Annotated in this window: 25 protein-coding genes; 20 read left to right on the top strand and 5 right to left on the bottom strand. The window is 40.3% G+C overall.

Annotation, left to right across the window (positions count from 1 at the left end; translation table 11 throughout):
* Both J7J00_RS06655 and J7J00_RS06650 read left to right on the top strand, forming a co-directional pair.
* Positions 1-891 carry a carbohydrate ABC transporter permease gene (locus tag J7J00_RS06655; protein ID WP_214789082.1) on the top strand — a complete coding sequence of 297 codons (891 nt, stop codon included), beginning with the start codon at positions 1-3 and terminating at the stop codon, positions 889-891.
* 17 nt (positions 892-908) lie between these two features.
* The gene (locus J7J00_RS06650) at positions 909-1,745 is read left to right on the top strand and encodes a PfkB family carbohydrate kinase (RefSeq protein ID WP_214789079.1); all 837 of its coding nucleotides are present in this window, start codon (positions 909-911) and stop codon (positions 1,743-1,745) included.
* 38 nt (positions 1,746-1,783) lie between these two features.
* Here the strand turns inward: J7J00_RS06650 and J7J00_RS06645 are convergent, their stop codons facing one another.
* On the bottom strand, positions 1,784-2,542 hold the full coding sequence (locus tag J7J00_RS06645; protein WP_214789076.1) for a GntR family transcriptional regulator: 759 nt from the start codon (positions 2,540-2,542) through the stop codon (positions 1,784-1,786).
* A gap of 360 nt (positions 2,543-2,902) precedes the next feature.
* Here J7J00_RS06645 and J7J00_RS06640 point away from each other — a divergent pair, with 360 nt between their 5' ends.
* A complete protein-coding gene (locus J7J00_RS06640) occupies positions 2,903-4,096 on the top strand; it encodes a M14 family zinc carboxypeptidase (RefSeq protein WP_214789073.1) in 1,194 nt (397 codons plus the stop codon).
* A gap of 252 nt (positions 4,097-4,348) precedes the next feature.
* Positions 4,349-5,413, top strand: a complete 1,065-nt coding sequence (locus J7J00_RS06635; RefSeq protein WP_286201215.1) for a M14 family zinc carboxypeptidase — start codon at positions 4,349-4,351, stop codon at positions 5,411-5,413.
* Between the two features lie 227 nt (positions 5,414-5,640).
* On the opposite strand, the gene speB is transcribed toward J7J00_RS06635, so the two are convergent.
* Positions 5,641-6,609, bottom strand: a complete 969-nt coding sequence (gene speB / locus J7J00_RS06630) for an agmatinase (protein WP_214789069.1) — start codon at positions 6,607-6,609, stop codon at positions 5,641-5,643.
* 420 nt (positions 6,610-7,029) lie between these two features.
* On the opposite strand from speB, the gene J7J00_RS06625 reads away from it, so the two are divergent.
* From J7J00_RS06625 to J7J00_RS06610, 4 genes are all read left to right on the top strand, one after another.
* Complete coding sequence (locus tag J7J00_RS06625) at positions 7,030-8,376, top strand: APC family permease (protein WP_309487147.1); 1,347 nt, start codon at positions 7,030-7,032, stop codon at positions 8,374-8,376.
* Between the two features lie 229 nt (positions 8,377-8,605).
* The gene (locus J7J00_RS06620) at positions 8,606-9,883 is read left to right on the top strand and encodes a Glu/Leu/Phe/Val family dehydrogenase (protein ID WP_214789066.1); all 1,278 of its coding nucleotides are present in this window, start codon (positions 8,606-8,608) and stop codon (positions 9,881-9,883) included.
* A 34-nt stretch (positions 9,884-9,917) separates the two neighbouring features.
* The gene (locus tag J7J00_RS06615) at positions 9,918-10,208 is read left to right on the top strand and encodes an SAV0927 family protein (protein ID WP_076365856.1); all 291 of its coding nucleotides are present in this window, start codon (positions 9,918-9,920) and stop codon (positions 10,206-10,208) included.
* Positions 10,209-10,225: 17 nt separating this feature from the next.
* Positions 10,226-10,474, top strand: coding sequence for a biotin/lipoyl attachment domain-containing protein (locus tag J7J00_RS06610; RefSeq protein WP_141993502.1), 249 nt, complete (start codon positions 10,226-10,228; stop codon positions 10,472-10,474).
* 76 nt (positions 10,475-10,550) lie between these two features.
* On the opposite strand, the gene J7J00_RS06605 is transcribed toward J7J00_RS06610, so the two are convergent.
* Positions 10,551-11,291: an IclR family transcriptional regulator gene (locus J7J00_RS06605; RefSeq protein ID WP_214789063.1), complete on the bottom strand. Its 741-nt coding sequence runs from the start codon at positions 11,289-11,291 to the stop codon at positions 10,551-10,553.
* A 175-nt stretch (positions 11,292-11,466) separates the two neighbouring features.
* Here J7J00_RS06605 and J7J00_RS06600 point away from each other — a divergent pair, with 175 nt between their 5' ends.
* The 7 genes from J7J00_RS06600 (at position 11,467) to J7J00_RS06570 (ending at position 19,759) form a co-directional block, all read left to right on the top strand.
* Positions 11,467-12,345 carry a dimethylarginine dimethylaminohydrolase family protein gene (locus J7J00_RS06600; protein ID WP_141993610.1) on the top strand — a complete coding sequence of 293 codons (879 nt, stop codon included), beginning with the start codon at positions 11,467-11,469 and terminating at the stop codon, positions 12,343-12,345.
* On the top strand, positions 12,342-13,958 hold the full coding sequence (locus J7J00_RS06595; RefSeq protein ID WP_214789060.1) for a M20/M25/M40 family metallo-hydrolase: 1,617 nt from the start codon (positions 12,342-12,344) through the stop codon (positions 13,956-13,958). The genes J7J00_RS06600 and J7J00_RS06595 overlap by 4 nt, the downstream gene beginning before the upstream one ends.
* A gap of 166 nt (positions 13,959-14,124) precedes the next feature.
* Positions 14,125-15,468, top strand: a complete 1,344-nt coding sequence (locus J7J00_RS06590) for a YfcC family protein (RefSeq protein WP_377397789.1) — start codon at positions 14,125-14,127, stop codon at positions 15,466-15,468.
* A 51-nt stretch (positions 15,469-15,519) separates the two neighbouring features.
* On the top strand, positions 15,520-16,698 hold the full coding sequence (locus tag J7J00_RS06585; RefSeq protein WP_214789054.1) for an amidohydrolase: 1,179 nt from the start codon (positions 15,520-15,522) through the stop codon (positions 16,696-16,698).
* A 226-nt stretch (positions 16,699-16,924) separates the two neighbouring features.
* The gene (locus tag J7J00_RS06580; protein ID WP_214789051.1) at positions 16,925-17,686 is read left to right on the top strand and encodes a dimethylarginine dimethylaminohydrolase family protein; all 762 of its coding nucleotides are present in this window, start codon (positions 16,925-16,927) and stop codon (positions 17,684-17,686) included.
* A 56-nt stretch (positions 17,687-17,742) separates the two neighbouring features.
* Entirely contained in the window at positions 17,743-19,158 is a 1,416-nt protein-coding gene (locus tag J7J00_RS06575; protein ID WP_214789048.1) for an amino acid permease, read from the top strand.
* 262 nt (positions 19,159-19,420) lie between these two features.
* Entirely contained in the window at positions 19,421-19,759 is a 339-nt protein-coding gene (locus tag J7J00_RS06570; protein WP_063233316.1) for a VOC family protein, read from the top strand.
* A 70-nt stretch (positions 19,760-19,829) separates the two neighbouring features.
* On the opposite strand, the gene J7J00_RS06565 is transcribed toward J7J00_RS06570, so the two are convergent.
* Together J7J00_RS06565 and J7J00_RS06560 are read right to left on the bottom strand one after the other, a co-directional pair.
* Positions 19,830-20,030, bottom strand: a complete 201-nt coding sequence (locus J7J00_RS06565; protein ID WP_214789045.1) for a hypothetical protein — start codon at positions 20,028-20,030, stop codon at positions 19,830-19,832.
* A 15-nt stretch (positions 20,031-20,045) separates the two neighbouring features.
* Positions 20,046-21,854: a sigma 54-interacting transcriptional regulator gene (locus tag J7J00_RS06560; RefSeq protein WP_214789042.1), complete on the bottom strand. Its 1,809-nt coding sequence runs from the start codon at positions 21,852-21,854 to the stop codon at positions 20,046-20,048.
* A gap of 193 nt (positions 21,855-22,047) precedes the next feature.
* Between J7J00_RS06560 and J7J00_RS06555 the strand changes: the two genes are divergently transcribed.
* The 5 genes from J7J00_RS06555 (at position 22,048) to J7J00_RS06535 (ending at position 26,314) form a co-directional block, all read left to right on the top strand.
* Entirely contained in the window at positions 22,048-22,278 is a 231-nt protein-coding gene (locus J7J00_RS06555; protein ID WP_098370673.1) for a hypothetical protein, read from the top strand.
* Between the two features lie 85 nt (positions 22,279-22,363).
* Positions 22,364-23,776 carry a purine-cytosine permease family protein gene (locus J7J00_RS06550; protein ID WP_214789039.1) on the top strand — a complete coding sequence of 471 codons (1,413 nt, stop codon included), beginning with the start codon at positions 22,364-22,366 and terminating at the stop codon, positions 23,774-23,776.
* 46 nt (positions 23,777-23,822) lie between these two features.
* Positions 23,823-24,812, top strand: coding sequence for a heme-dependent oxidative N-demethylase family protein (locus tag J7J00_RS06545; protein WP_214789036.1), 990 nt, complete (start codon positions 23,823-23,825; stop codon positions 24,810-24,812).
* Between the two features lie 12 nt (positions 24,813-24,824).
* Positions 24,825-25,343, top strand: a complete 519-nt coding sequence (locus J7J00_RS06540; protein ID WP_214789033.1) for a hypothetical protein — start codon at positions 24,825-24,827, stop codon at positions 25,341-25,343.
* Positions 25,344-25,348: 5 nt separating this feature from the next.
* Entirely contained in the window at positions 25,349-26,314 is a 966-nt protein-coding gene (locus J7J00_RS06535; RefSeq protein ID WP_286201213.1) for a PDR/VanB family oxidoreductase, read from the top strand.
* The last annotated feature ends 1 nt before the right edge of the window (position 26,315 follow it).

The following is a 26,315-nucleotide window of genomic DNA, read 5'->3' as shown; positions in this document are numbered from 1 at the left end:
ATGGAGATGCCTAAATCAACTATCAGAGTACCGGAATTAGTAGTCGAAAATCTAAAATATTCCAGGAAAAGAAAAGCCTATAATATGAGACTAGCGCTTGTCTATGCAGGTTTGATCGCCTACTTTCTTGTTGTTGCATATCCCTTATTATGGATGGTCATCAGCTCTTTCAAAAGCACAGAGGAAATTTTTAACGATAGTTGGTCCCTTCCTCATACATGGTTGTTTGAAAATTATGTAACAGCTTGGAATGGCGGGATTTCCTCCTATTTTTTAAATAGTGTCATGGTTACTGGCTTGACTTGCATTCTAACGGTATTAGTAAGTGCGTTAGGTGCCTACGGATTATCTCGCTTTGATTTTCGTGGAAAGGCTTTCATTTTGGTCATATGCTTAGGCGGTTTGATGCTATCCCCCCAAGTTAGCTTGATCCCTTTGTATAATATCATTCAGAAGCTAGGTATATATAACACCCATTGGGCGTTAATTTTACCTTATGTAGCATACAGAATTCCGCTAACCATCTTATTGATTCGGGCCTACTTCCTGTCCATTCCGAGAGAACTGGAAGAGGCTGCTCGATTAGATGGATGTACAAACCTTGGAATCCTTTTTAGAATATTCATTCCTATGAGTAAGCCTATTTTATTAACATCGACAATTTTAACAGCTTACTATACATGGAATGAATTCATGTTCGCCATCATCTTTATAGACGATGATAGTTTACGTACAATACCAGCCGGTTTAATGCAATTCCGAGATGCACTGCAAACCGATTGGGGAGTGTTACTTTCTGGATTGACGATTTCTGCGGCACCTATCGTCATTTTATTTTTATTCATGCAGAAGTATTTTATCCGTGGAATTGCTAGTGGAAGTGTAAAATGATAACAGGGGGAACAGGCATGAAATTAATTGGAATCGGAGATAACGTAGTAGATTTTTATAAAGACCAAGGAAAGATATATCCTGGCGGCAATTCATTAAACGTGGCAGTATTGTACAATCGTTTAAATGATGAGCAATCTTCATATATTGGCATTGTAGGAAATGACGGGGCAGCAGACCATGTGTTAGAGGTATTGCAAAAGGAAAAGATAGAGATTAGTAGAGTAAGACAAGCAGTAGGAGAGAATGGTATGGCAGTCGTCGCGTTGGATAAGGACGGTGACCGAATCTTTATTGGTTCCAATAAAGGGGGAATTCAATCCAGATTGGGGATTGTACTGAATGACAAGGATTTGGATTATATTCGGCAACACGACCTTCTTCATACAAGTGTATATAGCCGTATAGAGCACAGTCTTCCAATATTAAGCCAATTCATTGACATTTCTTTTGATTTTTCCACAAATCAAGAGGATCACTATTTACAAAAAGTTTGTCCGGATGTGACTTATGCATTTTTTTCCGGAAGCAATTTGAACGTGGCAGAGTGCAATGCACTGATTCAAAAGGTGGATTCGTTCGGCACAAAAGTGATATGTGTTACTCGTGGGGAAAAGGGAGCAATTTTATCAATTGAAAATCAATTATATGAACAAGCTATTATCCAAACCAAAGTTGTAGATACGTTGGGGGCGGGAGATTCCTTTATTGCTGGTTTTCTCTCATCATATGTCCAAGGACGAGATGTATATAAAGCCTTACAAAAAGGAGCTTTAGCTGCCTCCCATACCTGTCAGGATTATGGTGCATTTGGATATGGTAAAGAATATAATCCTAAACATATGATGGTTTAATATGATTTATAGATGGAAAAAGGTAACGAGATCCCGGATTAGGACGGGGATTCGTTACCTTTTTCTTGCGATATAGAACTATCAATCGTAAAAGTCACGCGATTAGCAGGATAATATAGGAAGGATGAATGGATAGGCTGCTTCTTAGCGTCATATGCCACTTTCTCCACTTTGAAAAGGGGATCTCCCACTTCGCATTCTAAATTTTTTGCTTCATCAGCATTTGCCAAAACCATATTTAAAAGTTTCGAGTTATGAACTGGAGTTATATTATATTCATGCTTTATGATATCATACATGGAAACAGAGTTATGGACATGTTGATTTAAATTTGGCAGAACCTTTAAAGAATAATGAGAAATTTCTAAGGTGAGAGGTTGATTATCATAGTATAAGATCCGTTGTAATTCAAGAACATCACTTTCAGGAGTAATCTCCAAGGATTTGGAAATATTAGCCGGTGCAGGTATTATCCCAAATGAAAGGATTTTAGTTTGAGGTATTTTCCCTAATTCTGACATATATTCAGCATGACCATTAACAGCAAATAATTCCCTTTTTACTTTAGGATATTGAACGAATGTTCCCTTTCCTTGTTGGCGTATTAGAAGCCCCTCTTCCACCAAGTCCAAAACGGCTTTTCGAACAGTAATGCGACTTACACCATATATGTCGCATAATTCTGTCTCCGTTGGTAATCTTTCGCCAGAAGAGTAAATCCCTTTGTTTATATCTTCGATAATAGATTGTTTTAATTGCATGTATAATGGCGTAGAACTATGTGTGTTGAGTTTCATATTTTCCCCTTTCTCGTGTTTTTCCTTTTATTATAACGTAATGTGATGTTATAGTACAAATCATCAATTCGACTATTGCTTAGCCAATATTTTTACATGGTTAAAGACCTCCAGCAACAACGATCCGTGATAAGAATGTCGCTGATCTTTTTGTGCGGGAAAATCTGCACCTTTTACACAGTTACAATAAAAAAAGCATATAATTATGATTTGAATAAGTGAGTGTACACCCATATTATAGATAAAGCTGATGCACGAATCATTAAAACCCATAATACGACATCATATTCCAACATATTTCTACTTTGCCATTTTGTATAATGAGATAGAAAAATATTTTAAGGGAGTGATTGTTGTAATATGAAAAACAGGAAACTTGTTTCAACTCTAGGAGTTGCCGTTTTATCGGCGGGTATTGCGGCACCAACATTTGCAGCTAATGAAACATCCCCAGGAACACCCATTCAACAAACTTATTCGGTTTCAGGTTTTACAGATCATGCTGAACTAGGGAAAAAGCTAGAACAAATTGCGAGTAATAGCCAAGGTAAAGTAAAAGTGGATGTAGCTGGATATTCTAATAGAAATAGAGAAATCTATAAAGCAACCGTGGGAACAGGTGACAAAGTCGTTTTAATTCAAAGTGAGATTCATGGAAATGAGAAAACTGGTACGGATGCCATCTTGAATATCTTGAAGTTTTTGGGGGCCAATTCTCCTGAAGCGGAGAAAATTCGTAAAGAAATTACCCTGGTGGCTTTGCCTAAAATGAATCCGGATGGTGCTGAATTGAACCGTCGGGGAAATGATATGACCTGGTCAGAGGTCGTGGAACAGTTTCCACAGTTAGCAGGAGCGAATCCATCTTGGAACTATTATACATACAAAAATGAATTATTCGATTATGAGTCCAATCCTGGTTTCGATGTCAATCGTGACTTTAATCCTGATTTAAATTATATTCCTCAAGCTAAAGACTTCCCTGGAAAATCATCCACCCCTGGTTGGTTCATAACACCTGAATCACAAACAACGCGTGATGTATACAAGTCTCTCCTGAAGCAATACGGAAAGGTGGAGATTTTTGTGGACTTGCACCACCAAGCTCCCTATTATGAAGTTGATGGAACGGATGATCTAGTCACATACTCGCTTTCTGCTCAATTTGTTCCTGATCCAAGCTCGCCTTCAGGACAAGCGTATGCCAAATATGCAAAAAACTATAATTATGATTTGTCCAGACAATTGAATGTAGCGGTATATAATGCGATGAAAGAACAAGGTAATTCTCCATATGGAAATATATCCTTATATCCGCAAAACCAAAACCTTCCTGGAACGGCTTTAGGAGCCTTTGCTTTAAACGGAAGTGGGACAGTACTCTTTGAAGTCAGAGGCCAAACACAGTCTTTTGGCCAAAAGAAAAAAGGCATGCTTATTAAAGCAGTGGAAAGAGGGTTATATGGAATAATTGATGGAGTTACTGATGGCTCAGTATATAAAATCAATCCGGAACAATACGAGTCAATTCCACTGACGGAGGGCAGGCAATAATAAAAATTGATAGTTTTATCAACTTAGTAACCAGGCGGGTACCCGCCTGGTTTTTCTTCATGATCGGTTTCGGCAAACAGAAAATGCCTTTTTGAATATCGCCATTGTCGAAGTAATTCCTTTCAAGTTATATGGTGCAGAAGAAAACTTTTTGAAACATAGTTATTTTTCACTATTAACACAAAGTGTTAAAAATGTCAGAATATTAGTAATAGTTATTCTTTAGTAATTAAATTATAAGGAGGGTTTTTATTGAATTTTAAAAAGAAAGTCCTATCAGTTTCATTATCTAGTTTAATGACATTAAGCGCAGTTACAGCTGTTGCGCTGCCAGTCGGAGCGGTTGGAAATGGTCCCAGTGCTGGAAATGGTCAAGTGACAACTTCAAATCTTCATACATATGAAAGCCTGGTAAGCTATCTTAAAACGCAGGATGCTAAACAAGAAAGGCTGGCACTGGAAGTAATCGGCGAAACGGTAAAAGGGAGGGATATTTACCTAGCGAAATACATTTCAAATCCCAAGAATCCTACTATACTATTTTTAACTCAACAGCACGGAAATGAACAACTGACTACTGAAGGTGCACTCGAATTCATTAAACATCTAGGCACGAATAAGACTAAAGGTTTATTGGAAAATGTTAATATACTGATCATTCCCATGTTAAATGCAGATGGGGCAATGGGAGATGTTAATTTCCCTCTTGATGACTATTTAGCAAAAGGTGATCGACATCTAACACGGGCAAATGCAAATGGGATCGACTTAAACCGTGAGCATGATAAAAAAACTGATTCCATGCAAGTGGAGGTAAAGGCTTTACACGAAAATGTATTTGCGAAATACGATATAGATTACATGATAGATTTACATCATCAAGGGACGCTAAGCGAAACAGATGGTGAACTTGTTTCAGGTTCAATTCTTTATCCTACAAACGCTAACGTAAAGCCTGAAGTATTAGAAGCGTCAAAAAAACTGGGTGCTGTTGTATATAACTCCATTGAACCAACTGGTTGGGGGCATATTGGTAGGTATGATGGCGGTTCTGGGGGAAATATAGGACGTAATGGTGCAGCCATTCGTTATGATATTGCCACACTGCTCTTTGAGATGCGAGGTATGTCGGACCACAATATCGAGTCAGTGGCGCTTGGACAAAAAAGTAATGGCTATCTAATAAAGCAAACGGTAACCACTTTGGATGCAGCTGTCAGAGCTATTGCCGATGATTCAATAGAAACTGTTGATGCAAGCTTTTGGGATACCCTGCCAACACAATACAATCGTCCTGGGGCAGAATCAGACGAATAAAATGATGACACATCCCATTCTTTCAGATGGGATGTGTTTTTTTAATTTTCCCACACCGATAGCTCGAACTTGTTCATCAGTTTATCTGAAATGATTTATAGAGGAAATGCAGGACAAGATTAAAGATGATATAGAAAAAAGGCATCTGCTTTCACTACAAGCAGATGCCTTTTGAACGATAACGTATTCGACCTGAAATATCCTTCTTTAATAATTACCGCTTGCTTCTATAAACTTTTTTCGGATGAATTCTCCTTTTTTTGTTCTTCTTTTAGCTGCAAGGCTACTAAACTGGCAAAGTCATGAATGATGGTGGCTGCCAATAGTGATGTAATTTGTGTTGGATCGTACGGCGGGAGGACTTCTACCAGGTCGAACCCAATAAAGTTGAATCCTTGCAGAGAACGTATCATCTCTAGGGTTTCAAGGCTATTTAGACCGCCGACCTCCAAGGTGCCAGTTCCAGGAGCACATGATGGATCTACAAAATCAATATCAAAGGTCAAGAAACAAGGTGTATCCCCAATGGTTTTCTTGACTTCCTTCACGACATCTTCGATTCCTCTTTTCTTCAGCTCGGGAGTAGTTATCACATTGTAACCTAGATCTGTACTTGAATCTATATCTCCTGGATGATTGAGCGTACCTCTGATGCCAATCTGGAAAACTTTATCCGTTTGGAGCAAGCCTTCCTCATATGCACGGATAAACGGGGAACCATGCCAGTATTTTTCATCATAATAAGTATCCCAGGTATCTGTATGTGAATCAAAATGAAGAAGTGCAACAGGACCGTGTATTTTTGCGGCAGCTCTTAGATTAGCCAATGTTACTGAATGATCTCCCCCGATGCCTATTGGAATGATACCGTTTTTCATCAAGTCTACCATAGCCTTTTCAATTAACTCATAGCTTCGATGTATATTATGGGGAATCACCGAAACGTCCCCAATATCAATTGCATTACATTCATCAAACGGAAATACCTTGTGAATGGGATGGTAAGGAAACAACGTCATGGATGCCTGGCGGACAGCCTGTGGAGCAAACCGGGCTCCTACCCTGAATGATGCAGCTGTATCAAAAGGCATACCTATCACTGCCAATTTGGCATTTTCCCTTGAAGAAGGTAAGCGCATAAATGATCCAGTGGTACAAAACTCTGGTTTAACATCAGGGGATAAAGGATATTTCATTTTTCTATTCCTCCATTTTCTTATAACGATAATAGTTTTGAAACTCATATAAATGAATTCCTATGGATGATTAATTATGCAATTATCATGCCAGGTCACAGTAAGTTATTTAAAGAGGGTTTTTACCAGATTTCATTGGCTTGGGTTATGCAAAGGCGAATAATTTATGGGAAATTGAATCGCAGATGACGAGATGCTCCAAGAATTCATTTCTATGAATCAATCATGTGCCGTTAAGAATACAGGAATTAAGTAGCATTTTTGGCGTTTTTCGTTTGTAGAGTAAACCAAAATCATGTGGCACAGAAATTGCATTAAGTTATACAGGTGAAACTTTTAAAAAAGAGGGAGGCATGGGGATTTATCAAGTTAAGAAATTGAACTTACTGATTTGAAAGCGGTTTCAAGGAGGAATGATAGGTGGAAAATGAGGTTACATTGAAAAGATCACTGAAATTATGGCAAATCGTTATGATGGGGTTAGCATATATGACCCCCATGGTCGTATTTGATACATTTGGAATTGTATCTGGGATTACGGGCGGCCATGTGCCGACTGCCTATATCTTTGCATTGGTGGGGATGCTTTTTACAGCGGCAAGCTATGGAAAACTTGTAAAGGTTTTTCCTGCTGCAGGTTCTGCCTACACTTATACGCAAAAGGCCATAAACCCGCATTTAGGATTCCTGGTAGGATGGTCTTCGTTGTTAGACTATTTGTTTTTACCTATGGTCAATGCATTGTTGACCAAAATTTATCTTACAGCATTATTTCCAGGAGTTCCCACGTGGATTTGGGTAGTATTGTTCGTAGCAATCGTCACCATTCTCAATCTACGGAGTGTCAATGTACTTGCAAACTTTAATGCGCTTTTTGTTTTAATTCAGATTGTCATCATGGCAGTGTTCATCATTCTTGTCGTCAAAGGTTTAAATGATGGAGAAGGTACAGGAGAAGTGTTTACGATAAAGCCTTTCGTAAATGAAGGAATGGACTTTTCTGCAATAATAACCGGGGCCACAATCCTTTGTTTTTCCTTTTTGGGATTCGATGCGGTAACGACACTATCTGAGGAAACGCCGGATCCGAAAAAAACGATTCCAAAAGCGATATTTTTAACTGCACTTTGGGGTGGAATCATCTTCATTACCGCATCTTTCTTTATTCAGCTCTTTTTTCCGGATATATCCCGTTTTAAGGAACCGGATGCTGCATTACCGGAAATCGCCCTTTATGTAGGTGGGAAGCTATTTCAATCCATTTTTCTTTGTACGACTTTCGTCAATACGCTAGCCTCGGGACTAGCATCGCATGCCAGCGTTTCCCGTCTTTTGTATGTTATGGGACGTGATAAAGTGTTTCCGGAAAAATGGATTGGGTTTATTCACCCTAAGTGGAAGACGCCAGCCATTAATGTACTCATAGTTGGAGTCATTTCATTGTCGGCTTTATTTTTTGATTTAGTGACAGCAACGTCACTGATCAACTTCGGTGCATTAATGGCATTTACCTTTGTAAATCTGTCAGTGATCAGCCATTTTATCATTCGGGAAAAGAAACATCGAACGATAAAAGGGTGTATTCAATACTTAATCATGCCTTTAATTGGAGCTATAGCAATTGGCATTCTTTGGATCAACCTTGAGACAAGTTCCCTAATAATGGGGACAAGTTGGTTCATTATTGGTTTTTGTTATCTATTATATATCACAAAGGCATTCCGGAAGGCTCCGCCCCAATACCAAGTTGAAGAAATTCAGATATGAGACTTTGCAAGGATAAAACGCATCCTAATAAGGATGCGTTTTTTTGTATTTAATCATCCTGTTTACATATGCAAACTTGAATTGCTTATGAATTAATACATATGTCCTGATGATTGTATATGTGAATTTGATGATTGCAAATGGCGGTATTTGGCTTTCCACACGATATCTTCAAAGCTGGCATGAAAGTTGCTTAAGTAAGTTATAAGAATAAAAGTGAGGTGCTAAAATGACAGGGAAAATTAAGGTAATTGATAAACGTCATTCGGATAATCCACAGCAAGAGTTCCAGGATATCTTAAAAGAAGCGATTCATGTTTTGGACTATCCAGATCAGGTTTTTGATTTTTTGAAAGTGCCAATGCGTTTTCTGGAAGTCAGTATTCCTATTCAAATGGATAATGGGGAGACAAGGATGTTTCAAGGGTATCGTGCTCAACATAATGATGCAGCCGGTCCAACGAAAGGGGGGATTCGGTTTCACCCGGATGTCACTCCTGAAGAAGTTAAGGCATTGGCCGGATGGATGAGCTTGAAATGCGGAATAACCGATCTTCCATATGGAGGGGCAAAAGGTGGCATTGTGTGTGATCCCAGACAGATGAGTTCATCTGAGCTAGAACGATTAAGCAGAGGGTATGTCAGGGCAGTTAGTCAAATAGTGGGCCCTACAAAAGATATTCCGGCACCTGATATGTATACGAATTCACAAATCATGGCCTGGATGCTGGATGAATACGATCACATCAGGGAATTCGATTCACCCGGATTCATTACAGGAAAGCCTCTGAGATTAGGAGGATCGAAGGGCAGGGAAAAGGCCACTTCCAAGGGAGTATTATATACACTTCAAATGATTTGTGATTTAAAGGGGATTCCTATTGAAGGCATGCGGGTAATCATTCAGGGATTCGGGAATGTTGGCAGTCATTTAGCGTTATATTTACATGAAATGGGAGCTAAGGTTGTCGGAATTGCGGATGAGCTTGGAGGCTTATATGATCCGGATGGCTTGGATATTCCTTACCTTTTGGAGAATAGGGACTCTTTTGGGGTTGTTTCGAACTTATTCAAAGATTCATTATCCAATCAAGAACTGTTGGAAAAAGAGTGTGATGTGCTGATTCCCGCAGCTATAAGCGGAGTGGTGAATAAAGATAATGCAAAACGATTAAAATGTGAAATCCTGATTGAAGCAGCAAATGGGCCGACAACAAAGGAAGCGATTAAGATTCTCGATGATAAAGGTATAGTGCTAGTCCCGGATATTTTGGCGAATTCAGGAGGGGTGATAGTCTCGTATTTTGAATGGTGCCAGAACAACCAAGGTTATTACTGGACGGAAGAGCTTGTGGATGAACGATTGAAGGAAAAGATAACGGCCAGCTTTTTGAATGTCTACCATACTTCACAAAAATATTCCGTGAACATGAAGGTGGCTGCTTATATTGAAGGGATTCGCAAAATAGCAGAAGCATCCCAGCTTCGAGGTTGGGTCAGATTCTGAGCGAATTAGGGCTTACAAGAAAGGAGGCAATCCGTTGAATTTTGATATTCTTTCCGAAAATAAAGAAAACCAGGCTATTCATCATTATTGCTTATTGTCACAAGATTATAGATATGATGTGACCATTGTATACTCGGCCCAGTTTTTCGGTAAAGCAATGGTGACTTCCATGCAAAGCGGAAGAATGATCCTGCTTTGTGCCAATGATATTAATTTAGATCAGTACTGGGCTCCGACCCTTGGGATTGAACAAGAAGATATACATGAGTTCCAAAACTTTCTCAAGTTGGTCTTACAAACCCCATTTCATTTAGAAGAATACTGAAGGAAGGAATGATGTAAATGTACGTTGATGTGATTCTTAGCCCATGTGAAGGCAGGATTGAAAAAATTTCAATATCCAAAAATTCCAGATTTTACGAATGGGAACAATTATTTCAGATAAAGAAGGCAGATGGACGTGTGGAAATCATTGATATTGGTGTCAGCGGGAAAATAGAATCATTGGAGGTATTGGAGGGTGAACCAGTCGTGGCCGGCGAGGTCCTCGCCTATTTTAAAGAAGATTTATTTGTGACCGGCAGCGATTAATATAAAAACGAAAAAGAAGATGAAATGATTCATCTTCTTTTTCGGCTAATCCGATAATCCTCCACTGCTCTCTTATTCATGTTCCCCTATACCCCAATTTTGCAGAAACCCGATTGCCAGTTTCCATAACATTCTTAATGAGGAAATCAAGTCTTTCATCTGTCAGGTTAAAACTGACAAAACCTATGCTCACCGCACCGTGAACTTCCCCAAAATGGTTCAGTATCGGCACGGCAACAGAACATGTTCCCTCTGTTCTTTCACTGTGGCTGATTCCATGTCCCTTCATTTTAGTCTCTTGCAATATATCCCAAAAATCTGCTCTTTCTTGAATTGGCAGAAGAGCATCCACGATTTTTTTGGCTTGATTATATGGCATATAGGCGAGCATCGCTTTATTGGCAGCCCCAATATGCAAAGGTACTCGTGAGCCAAGCTGGTCATAAACCCGGATTTGGCTTTTTTCACTGTCGATTCGTTCGATTACGAGTGATTCCATTCCTATTGGCTGGCTAAGATAGACGCTTTCCTCCACTTTGTTCATCAGCCTTTCCAGTTCAGGCCTTATTTGGCTGATGTAATCCATTTTGTCATACATACGTAAACCATATTCGAGCCAAATATTCCCCAAACCATATTGTTTGGATTGCCCGTCCTGTTGGATTAATCCATGCAAGGACATCGCTTTTAACAAACGATGCATGGAGCTGACAGGAAGATCACATTCTTGGGAAAGTTCCGTAATTGACAGCCAGTTTTCCGATGAATTGGAAACCAGCACTTTTATAACGTTCATGGCACGGTCGATCGATTGCATAAACAAACCACCTATCTTTCATTACAAGTTGAATAAAACTTTGATTTATTTGAATATTTAAAACATATTGACATTATACCAAAGTTAATTTTATAATAAAAGAAAAATTCCTATTAGCGGAAACGTTTTCCACTATGCGGAAAAGGAGGAGGAGGCAGTGACATATTGTTCGTCCATGTACAAACCATTGGAACGTGTCATTGTAAAACATCCGAAAGAAGCGTTTATTAGTCAAGAGCATTTAAGCCAAGCATGGCGGAACTTCAACTTTGCGGAAGAGCCAGATTTCAACGAAGCACTAAAAGAGTATGGTGACTTTATTTCCATTTTGGAGAAATATGTTCCAAACATCGATTATTTGCCAGCATCTTCGGTAGTCGGCATTGACTCCTTATATGCGCATGACCCGGTCAAATTCACTAGCCAAGGAGCCATCATTTTAAAGTCCGGGAAAGAATTGAGACAGCCTGAAGCTAGTGTATACAAGGAATTTTGTAAGGAAAAGAACATCCCGATTATTGGGTATTTAAAGGGTGATGCGGTCGCGGATGGCGGTGATATCGTTTGGCTTGATGATAAGACTCTGGTTGTCGGACATGGTTATCGTACAAATGCTGAAGCCATTCGGCAATTAAAAGAAATGACCGCTCATCTTGTGGATGAATTCATCGTAGTTCAGCTTCCGCATGATCAAGGAGAGGGAGAGTGTCTCCATCTTATGTCTTTCATCAGCATGGTCGACAAGGATTTAGCAGTGGTTCACTCCCGCCTTATGCCTGTCTTTTTCAGAAAACTGCTGATTGAACGAGGCATACAGCTTATCGAAGTGCCGGTTGATGAGTACTTGACCTTGGGCTGTAATGTTCTTGCCATTGCTCCGCGGGTTTGCCTGTTATCTTCTGGTAACGCTTACACGAAGCAAAAGCTTATTGATGCGGGAGCAACGGTTTATGAGTACAAAGGAACTGAGATCAGCTTCAAAGGCACTGGCGGTCCAACTTGTTTAACCTGCCCGGTGGTGCGTACAAATATTAATGAAGGGGGATTGGAATGAGTCAATTACTATGGGGTACTCCAGAAACGCTCCGTGCCTTGTTATGTGAACTTGTTAGCTGGGAAAGCCGTACTCTTACATTAGGGGAACGGATGTTTCCGTATAAGGTGCAAGATAAATTGAGGGAGCTTGATTATTTTAAAAGGAATCCGGCGCACCTATCGCTTCACGAGGCTGATTTAGGGAGGAATTTTGTCAATGCCTTTTATAAACATCCCGATAGCAAGGAAACCGTTGTATTAATTAGCCATTTTGATACGGTTCATACTGAAGAATACGGTGACCTTGAGACTCTTGCATTTCAACCAGAGGAGCTCACGAAAAAACTTTATGACAGGAAAGATGAACTACCGGAAGAAGCGCGCATTGATCTTGAATCAGGAAAGTACTTGTTTGGTAGAGGAACGATGGATATGAAAATGGGGCTTGCCCTTCATATGGCTATCATCGAAAAGGCAAGCATCGAACAATGGCCGATCAATCTCCTGCTGTTAACGGTTCCTGATGAGGAAGTGAATTCTGCGGGAATGAGGGCTGCAGTTAAAGAACTTGTAGCTTTACGTGATAAACATGACCTTTCCTATAAAATGTTTTTTAATAGTGAACCGTCCTTTTCACAGAAACCGGGCGATAATAGACATTATATTTATTCCGGAACTTTGGGGAAAATCATGCCCGCTGCCCTTTTTTATGGGAAAGAAACTCATGTAGGTGAGCCATTAAAGGGCATGACGGCTAACTATATAGCCTCGTTCCTCACGCAGCTCATGGAGTGGAACACTCTTTTTCTGGAAAGTGATCTTGGTGAGGAAACACCATTACCGGTATCGCTTCAGCAAAAAGATCTAAAACTTCAATATTCAACACAGACACCTTATCGGGCAGCCGCGCTTTATAATGTGTTCATTATGAAAAGAACAGCTGCAGAAATAATGGACCTATTCGAGCAGGTTGCAAACGAAGCAGCGATGAAATGCAATGAATCTTATAAAGAGCTATGTCTGCGTGAACAAATTGAAGGTGTAGGTGAAGTACAAGTATTGCGCTATGAAAAGTTGCTTTCATATGCCGAGGGCAAATTTGGCGGCAGTTTTGTTGAGAAAATAAAGAGTGAAGTTAAAGGAAACATGGATTTGGATGAGCGGGAAAAATCAGTGCGGATCGCTGAAAAATTGATGATACAATGTCAGGAGCTTTCACCCGCCATTGTATTGCTGTTTGCACCGCCATATTATCCAGCCGTCAATACGTCCGATGATCCGCTTATCATGGAATCTGTGAAATTAATGAAGGAAACTGCCATCATGCTTGGTGAAGAAGTCAGCCAAATTCATTATTTTAATGGCCTATGCGATTTAAGCTATGTTCAATATAGTGATGAGTCTGATGGCTGGACGGCTTTTGAAAAAAATACACCAGTCTGGGGCGATACTTACAGCATTCCTTTCTCGGATATGCAAAAACTTCAGGCACCCGTACTTAATGTGGGTCCGTTCGGCAAGGATGCCCACCAGCGTACTGAGCGCCTTCACATCGATAGCGCCTTCGTTCATACGCCCGTCATGCTGGAGAAGTTAATAAAGAGTATGTTTAAGTGTTTGGTTGAGAAGTGATGGTCCGACAGGAGAACAGGATTAAAAGTATAAAACTTTAACTGGGGGTATTTATATGAATGACCTGCCTAATGGTCAAATTACTTCCGAGCCGCTTAATCAGAATAATAAGCCACTTAACCAATTGACGGAGTTACCTGAAAAAGGGATAAATCCTTTTGTATTAATGTTTATCGTAATTGTAATAGTGACGGTTTTAACCTATATCTTACCCGCTGGCCAATATGAAAGAATTGAAAAGGATGGACGAAGTGTAGTCGATCCCACTTCTTTTGAATTCATTGAATCAACACCAGTGGGATTATTGGAAATGTTCAGCAGCATTCACGCAGGGATGATTGAAGGAGCGTCAATTATCTTGTTCGTCTTTTTGTTTGGCGGAGCACTGGGAATCATGCAGGCAACGGGAGCACTGGATTCTTTCATTAAGTTTGTGGCCGTCCGATTCGGAACAAAAGAGAAATTGCTTATTCCGTTGATGGTATTAATCTTCGCATCATTAGGGACACTGATCGGCTCTGCTGAAGATGCATTAGTTTATATCGCAATCATTGTCCCGATGACGATTGCATTAGGCTTTGATGCACTTACAGGTTTTGCGATCGTCATCCTTGGAACATTGGCGACTGGATTCATTTCTGGCATTACGAACCCTTTTAATGTAGGAGTTGCCCAAAGCATTGCAGAACTGCCCATGTATTCGGGAATGGGATTGCGGATCGCTCTTCTTGCAGTGTTTTATGTCGTTACAGTATTGTACATCTATTTCCATGCAATGAAGGTTAAAAGAAACCCTGAACTGGGGGAGTATGGGAAATTCAGGCGTGAAGAACATGCACATATTGATAAAAACTTTAGGATGAGTAAAAGACATAGCGCTGCTTTAATTATTTTATTGGTGAATTTCATCCTATTAGTATATGGAGTTATTAAGTTAGGATGGTATATAAGTGAAATTGGCGGCTTGTTTTTATTAAGCGGGATCATAATGGGCTTAATTGGTGGCTTGACTCCATCAAGGATGGCTAATGGTTTTATTTCAGGGGCAGGCGATATGGTTTCCGGGGCATTGATAATAGGCATTGCACAGACAATCTTGGTCATCATTACAAGTGGTGGATTGCTGGATACGATTTTATATTATGCTGCAGGATTGGTTGAGCAGCTTCCTCCCGCCATAAATGCAATCGGAATGTTCATTGTCCAATTATTTCTTAACTTCATAGTTCCATCCGGAAGTGGACAAGCAGCATTGACGATGCCGATTATGGCTCCATTGGCGGATTTAATGGGTGTGACAAGACAAACGGCAGTGTTAGCTTTCCAATTAGGGGATGGGATCTCGAATATGATATTTCCGACTTCTGGAGTGCTATTGGCTGGACTTGCAGTGGCAGGCATATCATTTACGAAATGGGTAAAATGGGTGTTTCCGTATCTTTTGATTCAGGTTGCGGTAGCGATTATCTTTTTGATCATTGCACAAAGCATACAGTATGGCCCTTTTTAAAGATCTCAAAAGTCTGAATATTGGCACTAAGTGATCGAGGAGGCATTTATGATGAAGACAATACAGGAGACAGTTGTCGATGAAGTGATTTCATGGAGACGTCATTTTCACGAAAATCCGGAGCTCTCTTATCAGGAGCACCAGACTTCTGAATTCATTTATAGGAAATTAAAAACCTTTACAGGATTAGAAGTGACGAGACCTACCGAAACGAGCGTTTTAGCGGTTCTCAAAGGAGCTAAAAAATCTGCCCGAAAATCAAATACCATCACCTTTCGTGCGGATATTGATGCACTCCCGATTCAGGAAGAAGCAGAAATTGAATATAAATCAAAAAATCCTGGGGTTATGCATGCATGCGGACATGATGCACATGCTGCGATGTTATTAGGTGCTGCTAAAGTTCTCTCTGAAAAAAAAGAAGAGATTAATGGAGAAATCAGGTTTATTTTCCAACACGCTGAGGAAGTTCTGCCTGGGGGAGCCCAGGAATTGGTGAAAAGAGGAATCATGGAAGGAGTGGATTATGCATTTGCACTGCATGTTACTCCTTATGAACGAACAGGAACAATATGTTTAAGGGAAGGGGTATTCTGTGCAGCAGCCGATGATTTTGAAATTAAAATTATTGGTCAGGGCGGTCATGCCTCGACTCCGGAATTAACGGTAGATCCGCTACTCATTGGTGCAGAAATTACGACGAATCTTCAACATATCGTTTCTAGAAAAATTTCAGCTCTTAGGACACCCGTCATTTCAGTCACTCAGTTCCATTCAGGTAGTGCGCTCAATGTCATACCTGAATATGCGGAAATCGGTGGTACCATTCGTTCCTTAGACTCTGATAGCCGAGTGAAAGCAAGGGAGTATCTAGAGCAAATCGTTAAGGGGATTTCAGAAACGCATGGGGCAAAATGTGAAATTACTTGGTATTTAGGGTATCCAGCCGTGGTAAATGATAAAGCAGCTGTCGATATTTCAAGAACGGTCATGGAAGGGGTTTTTGAAGAAGATAATATCATCCAGGTTGATGACCCTATGTTCGGGACGGAAGATTTTTCGGCTTTTTCCGAAATCGTACCCTCTTCCATGCAATTTCTAGGCGTTCATAATGATGAGTTTGGAAAAGCTTACCCTTTACACCATCCTAAATTTAAAATCGATGAGAAGGCTTTAGGGTATGGAGTAAGATATTTTGTAGGAATAGCGGATAAACTATGCGGTCATTAAAATATTTGAGAAAGCATTTGGCTGGAAGAGACACCCGTTATAGATTAAGAGAAGCCTTCGGTTGTCTCTTCTCCCTATCATGACTATATTTCTATGGCTTCCACTTCTGGAATAGTTATGTGCAGCAAAGTGATGAAAAGATAATTCATTTAAAGAACAGCTGGTACAAAAAGGTTAATTTCCTACATTTTTAAAAAAATAATCTACCTATTTAGGAGGAATATATATGTTTAAACACGCGATTGTAAGGAAGATTGGAAAAAGTTTTGTAAATGGCTTAACAACATCGGATTTAGGAAACCCGGATTATGAAAAAGCGCTTGTACAACACGGGGCTTATGTAGAAGCATTAAAGCGCTGCGGTGTGAAGGTGACCGTTCTCGAATCGGATGAGAGACACCCTGATTCTACGTTTGTGGAAGATACAGCCGTGTTGACGCCAAAATGTGCCCTTGTAACCAATCCTGGTGCAGAAAGCCGGAATGGTGAGATTAATGAAATGAAAGAAGTTTTAAAGGACTTTTATGACACAATCGAATATATTCAATCTCCAGGTATGTTAGATGGCGGAGATGTAATGCAAGTTGAAGATCACTTCTATATTGGTCTTTCAACGAGAACAAATGAAGCAGGTGCTCTTCAGTTCAAAGATATTATGGCTAAGTATGGTTATGATACGACCATCATTCCCCTTAAGAAGTTCTTTCATTTAAAAACGGGTGTCAATTACCTGGGAGACAATAATTTATTAGTGGCCGGGGAATTCATTGATCACGAGGCTTTTTCTGGCTTCAATCAAATAATCGTAAAACAGGAAGAAGAATATTCGGGTAACTGCGTCAGAATGAACGACTGCGTTATTGTCCCTAAAGGGTTTGAGGGTACAAAGAAAAAAATTGAAGATTTGGGATACATAGTGATTGAAGTGGAGATGACTGAATTTCAAAAACAAGATGGCGGACTTAGTTGTCTCTCTTTGAGGTTCTAAGATAGTTTAGGAGAAGGCAAGGCATAGGCTAATAGATAAGATAAGGAAGTGATTACATGGGGTATGGACTGGAGAATAATAATCAGCTGCAACGCTCAATGAAAAGACGCCATTTATTTATGCTTTCACTCGGCGGCGTAATTGGTACAGGTCTTTTTTTAAATGCAGGCTATACAATTAACCAAGCAGGGGCAGGGGGGGCCCTGGTCGGTTATCTAGCCGGCGGTCTTATTTTGTATATGGTAATGGTCTGCCTTGGCGAGCTAGCCGTTCATATGCCGGTTACAGGTTCTTTCCAGAAATATGCTACCGAATATATAGGGCCTTCCGCTGGTTTCTCTCTAGGATGGATGTATTTCGTAGGTTCAGCCGCAACAGCAGGAGTTGAGTTCACGGCTGCAGGAATATTGATGAAACAATGGTTCCCCAATAGTCCTACCTGGATTTGGTGTGCTGTGTTCATAGTGCTTTTATTTACTTTGAATGCATTAACGACAAGAGGTTTTGCAGAGGCGGAATATTGGTTCGCTGGAATAAAAATCGTTGCAGTGATTTTGTTTATCTTGATTGGAATCGCGGGCATCTTTGGTTTTGTCTCTTTATCTGATCGTCCAACCCCATTCTTTGAGAATTTGGCTCCTTCTGGTCTATTTCCAGCAGGGGGGATTACAATCATCTTTGTGACAATGATGAATGTAATATTTTCTTATCAAGGCTCAGAACTAATAGGAATAGCGGCAGGGGAAAGTGAAAAACCTGAAGAGAATATCCCTAAAGCCATACGAAACATACTATTTAGAATCATTATTTTCTACATTTCGTCCATTATCATCCTTTCCGCCATATTCCCTTCTTCGGAATTAGGCTTATTGGAAAGTCCTTTTGTAACTTTGATGAAGATAGCCGGGATACCTTATGCAGCAGGTATCATGAATTTCATTATTTTGACAGCCATACTTTCTGTGGGGAATTCATGTCTTTATGCATCCACAAGGTTACTTTGGTCGATGGCTCATGACGGAATGGCACCCAAGGTGTTTGGTCTATTATCCAAGAGGAAAGTGCCATTGAATGCCCTTCTTTTTACGATCTGTTTTTCGCTCCTATCGTTATTGACTAGCTTCATTGCGGCGGATACAGTGTTTGTGATACTTATGTCCATAGCGGGTATTTCCGTAACGATCTCATGGATGGGAATTGCTTTATCGCAATATATGTTTAGAAGGAAATTTATAAAAGCGGGTGGTAAAACGGAAGATTTACAATACATAGTACCCTTTTACCCATTTGTCCCGTTGTTTTGTTTAGGCTTTTGTTTGCTGATTCTAGTATTCCTTGCCTTTGATCCTACTCAACGAGTCGGACTGTTTTATGGGATAGGATTTTTGATAGCCTGTATATTATTCTATAAATTTAAATTGGCTAAGAAAGTAGAGTCAAACACTAACTTTGAAAATGAAAAAATATTGTAATAGAGTTACACCAAAGGCTAGCCAGTTTTTACTGGTTGGCCTTTTTAAATCTTGTAATTGCGGTAACTTGGATGATTATTTACTGAATCGGAAGGATAATACTGACATTTTTACGAAAAAGAAGGAATACCTTACAAAATAGGAAGGGAGAATTAACAAGTCTGATTACAAAGTGACTAACAACATCACAACGAGCATGCGGAAAATTAACTTTTTTACGGAGAGACGGAAAGAAAACAATAATATTTAATTGGGGGAAGTAATGAAGATCAATCATATAAATTTAACAGTTAATGATGTTACAGCATCAAGGGAGTTTTTAGAAAGATACTTTGGATTGTCATGTGCAGGAAGTCGAGGCGATGGGTTCGCCGCAATGAAAGATGATGATGGATCCATATTGACACTAATGAAAGGAAGCGATGTACAATACCCCAAGACTTTTCATGTTGGATTCATACAAGAAAATGAAGAGCAAGTTAACAGGATCAATCAACGGTTGAAGGATGATGGATTCATGGTAAAACCTCCAAAACACTTACACAGATATACGTTCTATGTAGAAGCGCCTGGAGGATTTAACGTTGAAGTACTGTGTTAACGAGTTACTTGGAGATAAATCGTAAAACTACTATAAGACAGGATTGTGGAAGAACAAGATATAAAATTGCCTATATAAGTGTGGTCAATATGACAAAACCAGTTGGATTAAAAACGGCTGGCATTAATTCCATTTTAATTCCTTCATAACGGTCATGATGTATATGGAAGAAAATAACGAAAAAGCTGACTGCAAAAGCCTGTTCAAGCCGGCTCTTGTTCATCAGCTTTTCTTTTTTTTGCTTTAGTCCCCAAACGGTTTGATCCTGCATGACTGCATCCTGAAATCAAACATGTATATTGAGTTGCTTACGAAGACGTTGCATTTCCGAATTGAAATAGGCTTTGCTGTAATCACATCCTACAATAGCAACGATATTGCCGTCATCATCAATAATTGGCGCAAAGCTTGTTTTCCACTCACCGTACCTGTCTTCGTATATGGGAGTCACACCAGCTTTACCATTAAACGCCTGGTAAGCGACATTAACCATTTCAGGGGGCCCAATATATTCTTCCCCCGGTTCAATTACAAAGCCTTTGTCTGCAACGAGGTGAATCAGACGTCCATCCTCCGTCATGATAAATATAAAGACCCATTCAATTACCCCTTCCTTTTCTTGAATCATGGTAAGTTTTTGTTTTAATTTCTGGGAATAGGAAGTTTGCCGGTTCATATTTTTTTGTAGACTGATAACCTCTTCAGCTGGAATGATAGCTGCGGTTACAACGGCAATGGAACGAAGCCGTTGATTTATTTGTTCTTCTAAAATGGCCCGTTTATCCACTGGTGAAAAGCGTGCCTCTTCAATTTTATTACGTAATTTTTTATATTTCCTGCTCATCGTAGGCTGGCTTACTTCCAATACCTTCGCTGCTAGTTTTAATGATTTGTATTGTTCCATCGCCATGTTGATAAGCTGTTCCTCCACAAGGTCGACTGCTTCCTGCATAGGCATCAGAAAATCGATAACAGGTATTGAAGTGGGTTTGGGCCCTTTAAAAGGAAGGACCTCTTTAACCAACACCACATCTACTTCCGGCATTCCGCTAGTAATCACAAGCCTTTCAACTGTATTTTCAAGTTCGCGCACATTACCGGGCCATTGATAGATACATAGCAAGTCGATTGCATCCGGGGTGAAAGCTACATTTCGATTGTATAGTGTATTGTACTTTTGTAAAAAAAACTGAACCAGATGGGGGATTTCATCTACACGATTCCTAAGCGGTGGAAGATGGATAGGTACGACATGAAGACGATAATATAAGTCTTCTCGAAATTCACCTTTTTTCACCATTTTTTCGAGTGATTTATTTGTTGCGGCAATCACTTGAATATCAACAGGGTGTGATGTCATACTTCCAATTGGTGTGACAACGCGTTCCTGAAGGACGCGAAGCAGTTTTACCTGTACGTTAAGCGGTAATTCGCCAACCTCATCCAAGAATAAGATACCTTTATGGGCGAGTGTGAATTTCCCTTTGGCACCGTCTTTCCGTGCGCTGGTAAAAGCCCCTTCCACGTAGCCAAAAAGTTCGCTTTCAATCAAGTTTTCCGGGATTGCACCGCAATTGACAGGTATAAACGGACCGTCACATCTGTTACTCATATTATGTATGGCCCTGGCGGCCATTTCCTTTCCTACACCGGATTCCCCCAATAAAAGGACTGTTGCGCTAACATCAGAAACCATTTGCATTTTATGCAGAACATCAAGCATCGGTTTACTGCGTATCACAAATGGAAAAGATGGCTTCTTCGATTCCAACAAAGGCCCCGATTGCCCCCTTGATGTATCTGGATAAGAGTCTTTAATTTCTTTGTAGGCCCAAACCCATGCCCCAGATTCAATCGGGTATGCCGTCATCAGCATCTCTGGACCCTGCCATGAGGACTGCATGAAAGATCTTTTTTCATTTTTGCCCATTATCTCTTCTGCCAAGCTTGTGGAAAATAAATCTTGTTCAACATCTTTGATGGAACCGCCGACATTAGCGGATTTGACTGTTTGGAATAAGGAATTCCCTGTTCCGGTCGATTTCAGTATGGTGCCATTTTTATCTGTCACAATAAGCTGATCGTAAATAGACAAGAGTGCAGAGGTGAAGTGATCCATTTATGTCTACCTGCCTTTCATTTAACTTCCTAGTTTTTATATTACAGAAATTTCACAATTGTTCAATAGTTTCAAAAATGAATATTCTTCCTTTTGAAAACCCAGTAAGCATGGTGTTTTCTGATTGGCATGTTTATTGCATTAAAGTAAAGAGAAGGGACTAGAAAGCATGATTGCAAAGGAGGGAGAAGCTATTTTGAATAAAGAGAATCAGTTCCAACAGAATATCAATTCTGAAGATCCCTTTATTAAAAATCTATATTCAGATTTGAATGAGCGGATCAATGCGTATGAGCAGGAAGATGCCGTGAAAATCGACAAAATGAAATGGAAGGATGCGACAGGTTCTATTTTTCTCATGATTTTAATCATCTTTTACCTGGTCTATACACTTTTCTAAAGTAGTTTTGTTTAGCTCACCCAAAACAAATACAGCCTTATTTCCAAGCGATACAATCATTATTTTATAGTTGGGAGAGAAGCGAGTGAGTAAAGAGAATTCCTCCATTTCAAAGGATGTGGCCTTTGGCTTTTTACCGGCAAGTAAAAGTGACCGGATTTTTAACCTTCGGGATTTAATTTTAGTTCAGGTTGTTATTGGCCTCTCATCTTTTGGGCTGTTAACTGGTGGATACACAGGTACAATGCTTGATGCGAAGCAGTCACTTGCAGCGATTTTATTCGGTAACGCCTTCCCTTTGCTGTTGATTGTTCCCATTACACTTTATTTTGCAAGGTATGGCATAGATACTTTTGTAGGGTTTCGAAGTTCACTAGGGTATCTAGGATCCAATATCTTTTTCTTTGTTTTTCTTATTTTAACTCTCGGCTACATTTCCATTGCGCTTTTCATGTCCGGCCAGGCGTTAGCAGAGGCTGCTAATTGGATGGGGATGCCCGACATTTTCTCAAGCCAAGCAACTGGAGCGCCGTTTTTCTCGATTTTACTCTTCATCTGTGCATTCCTTGTAACGGTGAGGGGACCGATAGCGATTCAAAAATATACCGCAGTAGCCGTTCCGGTATTTATGGTTCTCATGTTTGGCCTTCTCGCAATAGTCTTGTTTGGCCAGGGATTCACTAATGTTGCTCATATACTTCCTTCCGAGCCATTTGAATCGACTTCTCGTTCATTCGCGACAGCCCTGGAATTAAATGTCGGTCTCGGCTTCTCATGGCTTCCATACCTTGGCCAATACAGCCGTTTATCTAAAACAGAAGGAGGAGCATTTAAAGCAGGATTCTACAGCTATGGAATCATCGTCTGTATCGCTGCTTTAGTTGGGGCCCTTGCTGCATTAGTCGCTGGTTCACTTAATCCTTCTGACTGGATGTTTTCCATCGCAGGAAGTTGGGGTGGCTTCATTGGCTTGATTTTACTTTCGGTTGGGAATGTCGGTGCAGCCATTTTCCTTATGTACTCACAAGCTGTCAGCTTTAAAACTGTATTCCCGAAAAAGTCATGGATGATTGCGATGGGTACAACCGTACCGACTATATTCTTACTTCTAAGCTCGACGTTCTACGATGCATTTGGTTCATTCATTGCTGTCATTTCCTTTATTATGGCTGTTCTTGGCGGCATTGTCGTTGCAGATTACTTTTTTGTAAAACGACAACGCATTTCAATAAGGGATTTGTATGACACACAAGGCTCTTATACTTATTGGAAAGGCATTAACCCGTCGGCAGTTCTCACGATGGTCATTGGAACGATCGTTTACTGGGCACTCTATAATCCATTGACTTTTGAAGCAAGTGACTTTTTCCTTTATACAGCTGCCGGAATTCCAACATACTTTGTCGCTTTAGTCACCTACTATGTTTCATCTAAATACATTTTCCGTTTTGAAGTTGACATGGAGCGTCCATCCGTTGAATTAAAGGAAGCTAAATAGAAAAATCGCAATTTAAAGAATCTAGGGAACGAGAGGAGATTGCTTAATGTTTACACAAAGTTTAGATTTCAAAACAACCGATTTAGATACATTCCCATTTCCATTCACTTCAGGTAACTATCGTTATTCAAACGATTTGAAAAGACTCTCAAACATTAACTGTATTGAAGTTACACCAGAATACAGACTCCAAGTGGAAACGAAGCGTCGTCTCCTTCAAGAACAGCCGCATATAAGGTTTCAATCTTTTTCACACACAATGGAAATGCAATGGGAAGTGTTGGAAATGCTCATCGACATGGCAACTGATCGCTATCCGGAGCATTTCGAGGTCATTAAAGATGGAGACAACTGGACTTTCAAGAACCACATATTCGGGGAATCAGATTCATTCGTGTATGGCGATGCCACCACGCTTCCAAATGAGCCGCTTGATTATATAGGCCGCCATTTCCATAATGATTTTGTTTTAATGGTTCATCGCGATAGTAATTTCTATTTGGAAGTGGGACAAGTTTCATACGCCGCACTCTTCTCAGCTAACTGGAATAAAGGCATGTCCTTTGATGAGATCCATGCACCTGTTCCATTTGTATCGCGGAAAGGCGATGAACTGGCAGATCGCGTTCGTAAGTTTTTATTATCCATTGAGCCAGGAAAGCCATGGACACGCATTAACTGGAACCTGATGGCGGACCGTTGGGATGTCAACTATGAAACGATGGATGTCTGGGGACCACAGCGTTCTGGGATAACACCGGAAAATGGAGGTAAACTTGTTCGTTTGCGTGTTGAAGAACAAAAATTTTATAGCATGCCACGAAGCAACGCCATTCTATTCGTATTGAATACGCAGTTCCTGCCACTGGAGGATTTGACATTGCGCCAGGAGTGGTTTGATCTGACATATAGCGTACTGCAGGATATTCCTGAACCTATGGCTGCATACAAAGGAATTGCCCCGTTTCTTCCGCAATCGGTTGAATATTTGAGGCGTATTGATGAAAAACAAAAAAGCGAAGATAACAATAAGTAGGAGGATAGGGCCTTGTACAATAGTCCAGTATTGTTTGATAAATCAATTACGATCGTAAATCAATTTACTCCTCGGAATGATCGAAGAAAGTTTGTCGTCATTTCTGATCAAGCCGGATATGAAAAGGCGAAAAGTTTCACTTCTGAACTTGCAGGTACAGTGCCTTTTGAATGTATTTCCATTAATGGAATGGAAGATAAAGAGGAGATTAAGAGAGTCATCTTGTCACAAAAGATGGGCACCCAATTTTATATTGCGGCTGCATGGAACAATGCCGTAATGATCTTCTCGCTCGGGGTGGAAGCTGGCCTATCTGAAGCTGAGATCCAGACTGTGATTATCGGGCCTAAACGGCGGTACGTATATTGCATGAAATGTTTCGAAGTGTCGGAAGTCGCAGAAGAAGCAGAGATTGCAGAATGTGACCATTGCAGAGCAAGTCTTGAAATAGGACCTTTTTATTCCATAGTACGGGAAGGTTATATTGGTTACCCATTCATCTCAATCGGAAAAGAAGAAGTAGGGAGCTGATCATCATGCGGGTAGTAGGAAATATTCAAATGAAAGTAAACAAGATCATTCAAGAAACAGCATTCGTAAAACAGTTCGAGTTGATTCCAGTTGATGGAAACACATTGCCTGCATTTACTGGCGGTTCGCATTTGACCACATTCATACCGGCCGGGGATACGATATTCGAGAGAGAATACTCCCTTATCAGCAACCCAAGGGACCGTAAAAAATATGCAATTTCCATTCGGCGTGATGAGGCGTCACGCGGAGGTTCCGCTTTCTGGCATGATCATGTACAGATAGATTCCAGGTTGGAAGTCAGTTTCCCTAAAAACAACTTCCCTCTCAGCTTTCGAGCAAAGCATCATGCCTTTTATGCAGCTGGAATCGGCATCACCCCATTTCTGGCAATGATGGAAGACATGGCTGCCGAAGGCCAAACCTTCGAACTCCATTATGCAGCACGCACACCGGAATTATGTGCTTTTTATGATCAGTTGAAAGCCAAATATCCTGATCAATGCACCTTTTATTTTTCGCAGGCAGAAGACAAACGCAGAATGATGCCTGAGACGATGAAGGATCATCGCATTGGCACGCATGTATATTTTTGTGGACCAATCGAGATGGTACAAGAGTATCGAAAAGCCGCCAGTTCCTATGGTTATCCGGAACATGCGATCCACTTCGAATTATTTGCGACAAAAAATGATGGGCCGAAAGATCCTTTCATTGTCGACCTTTCAGACAGCGATCGGTCCATCCAAGTTCATGAAGGCGAAACACTGCTTGATGCGCTTTTAAGGGAAGGAATTGATGCACCTTATTCTTGTAAAGTGGGCGGGTGCGGAAGTTGTGAGGTAGATGTTGCAGAAGGTGAAGTGGATCACCGGGATTTCTTTCTTAGCGAACAAAACCGTCAATCACGTAAGTCAATCCTGACATGCTGCTCACGTGCAAAGGACAACAGACTTGTTTTAAAACTTTAAC

It is taken from the genome of Bacillus sp. ISL-4 (assembly GCF_018613275.1).
Lineage (GTDB): Bacteria > Bacillota > Bacilli > Bacillales > DSM-1321 > Peribacillus > Peribacillus simplex_E.
Note: the sequence above shows the minus strand (reverse complement) of the source record. Positions and strands in the feature narration are given on the sequence as shown.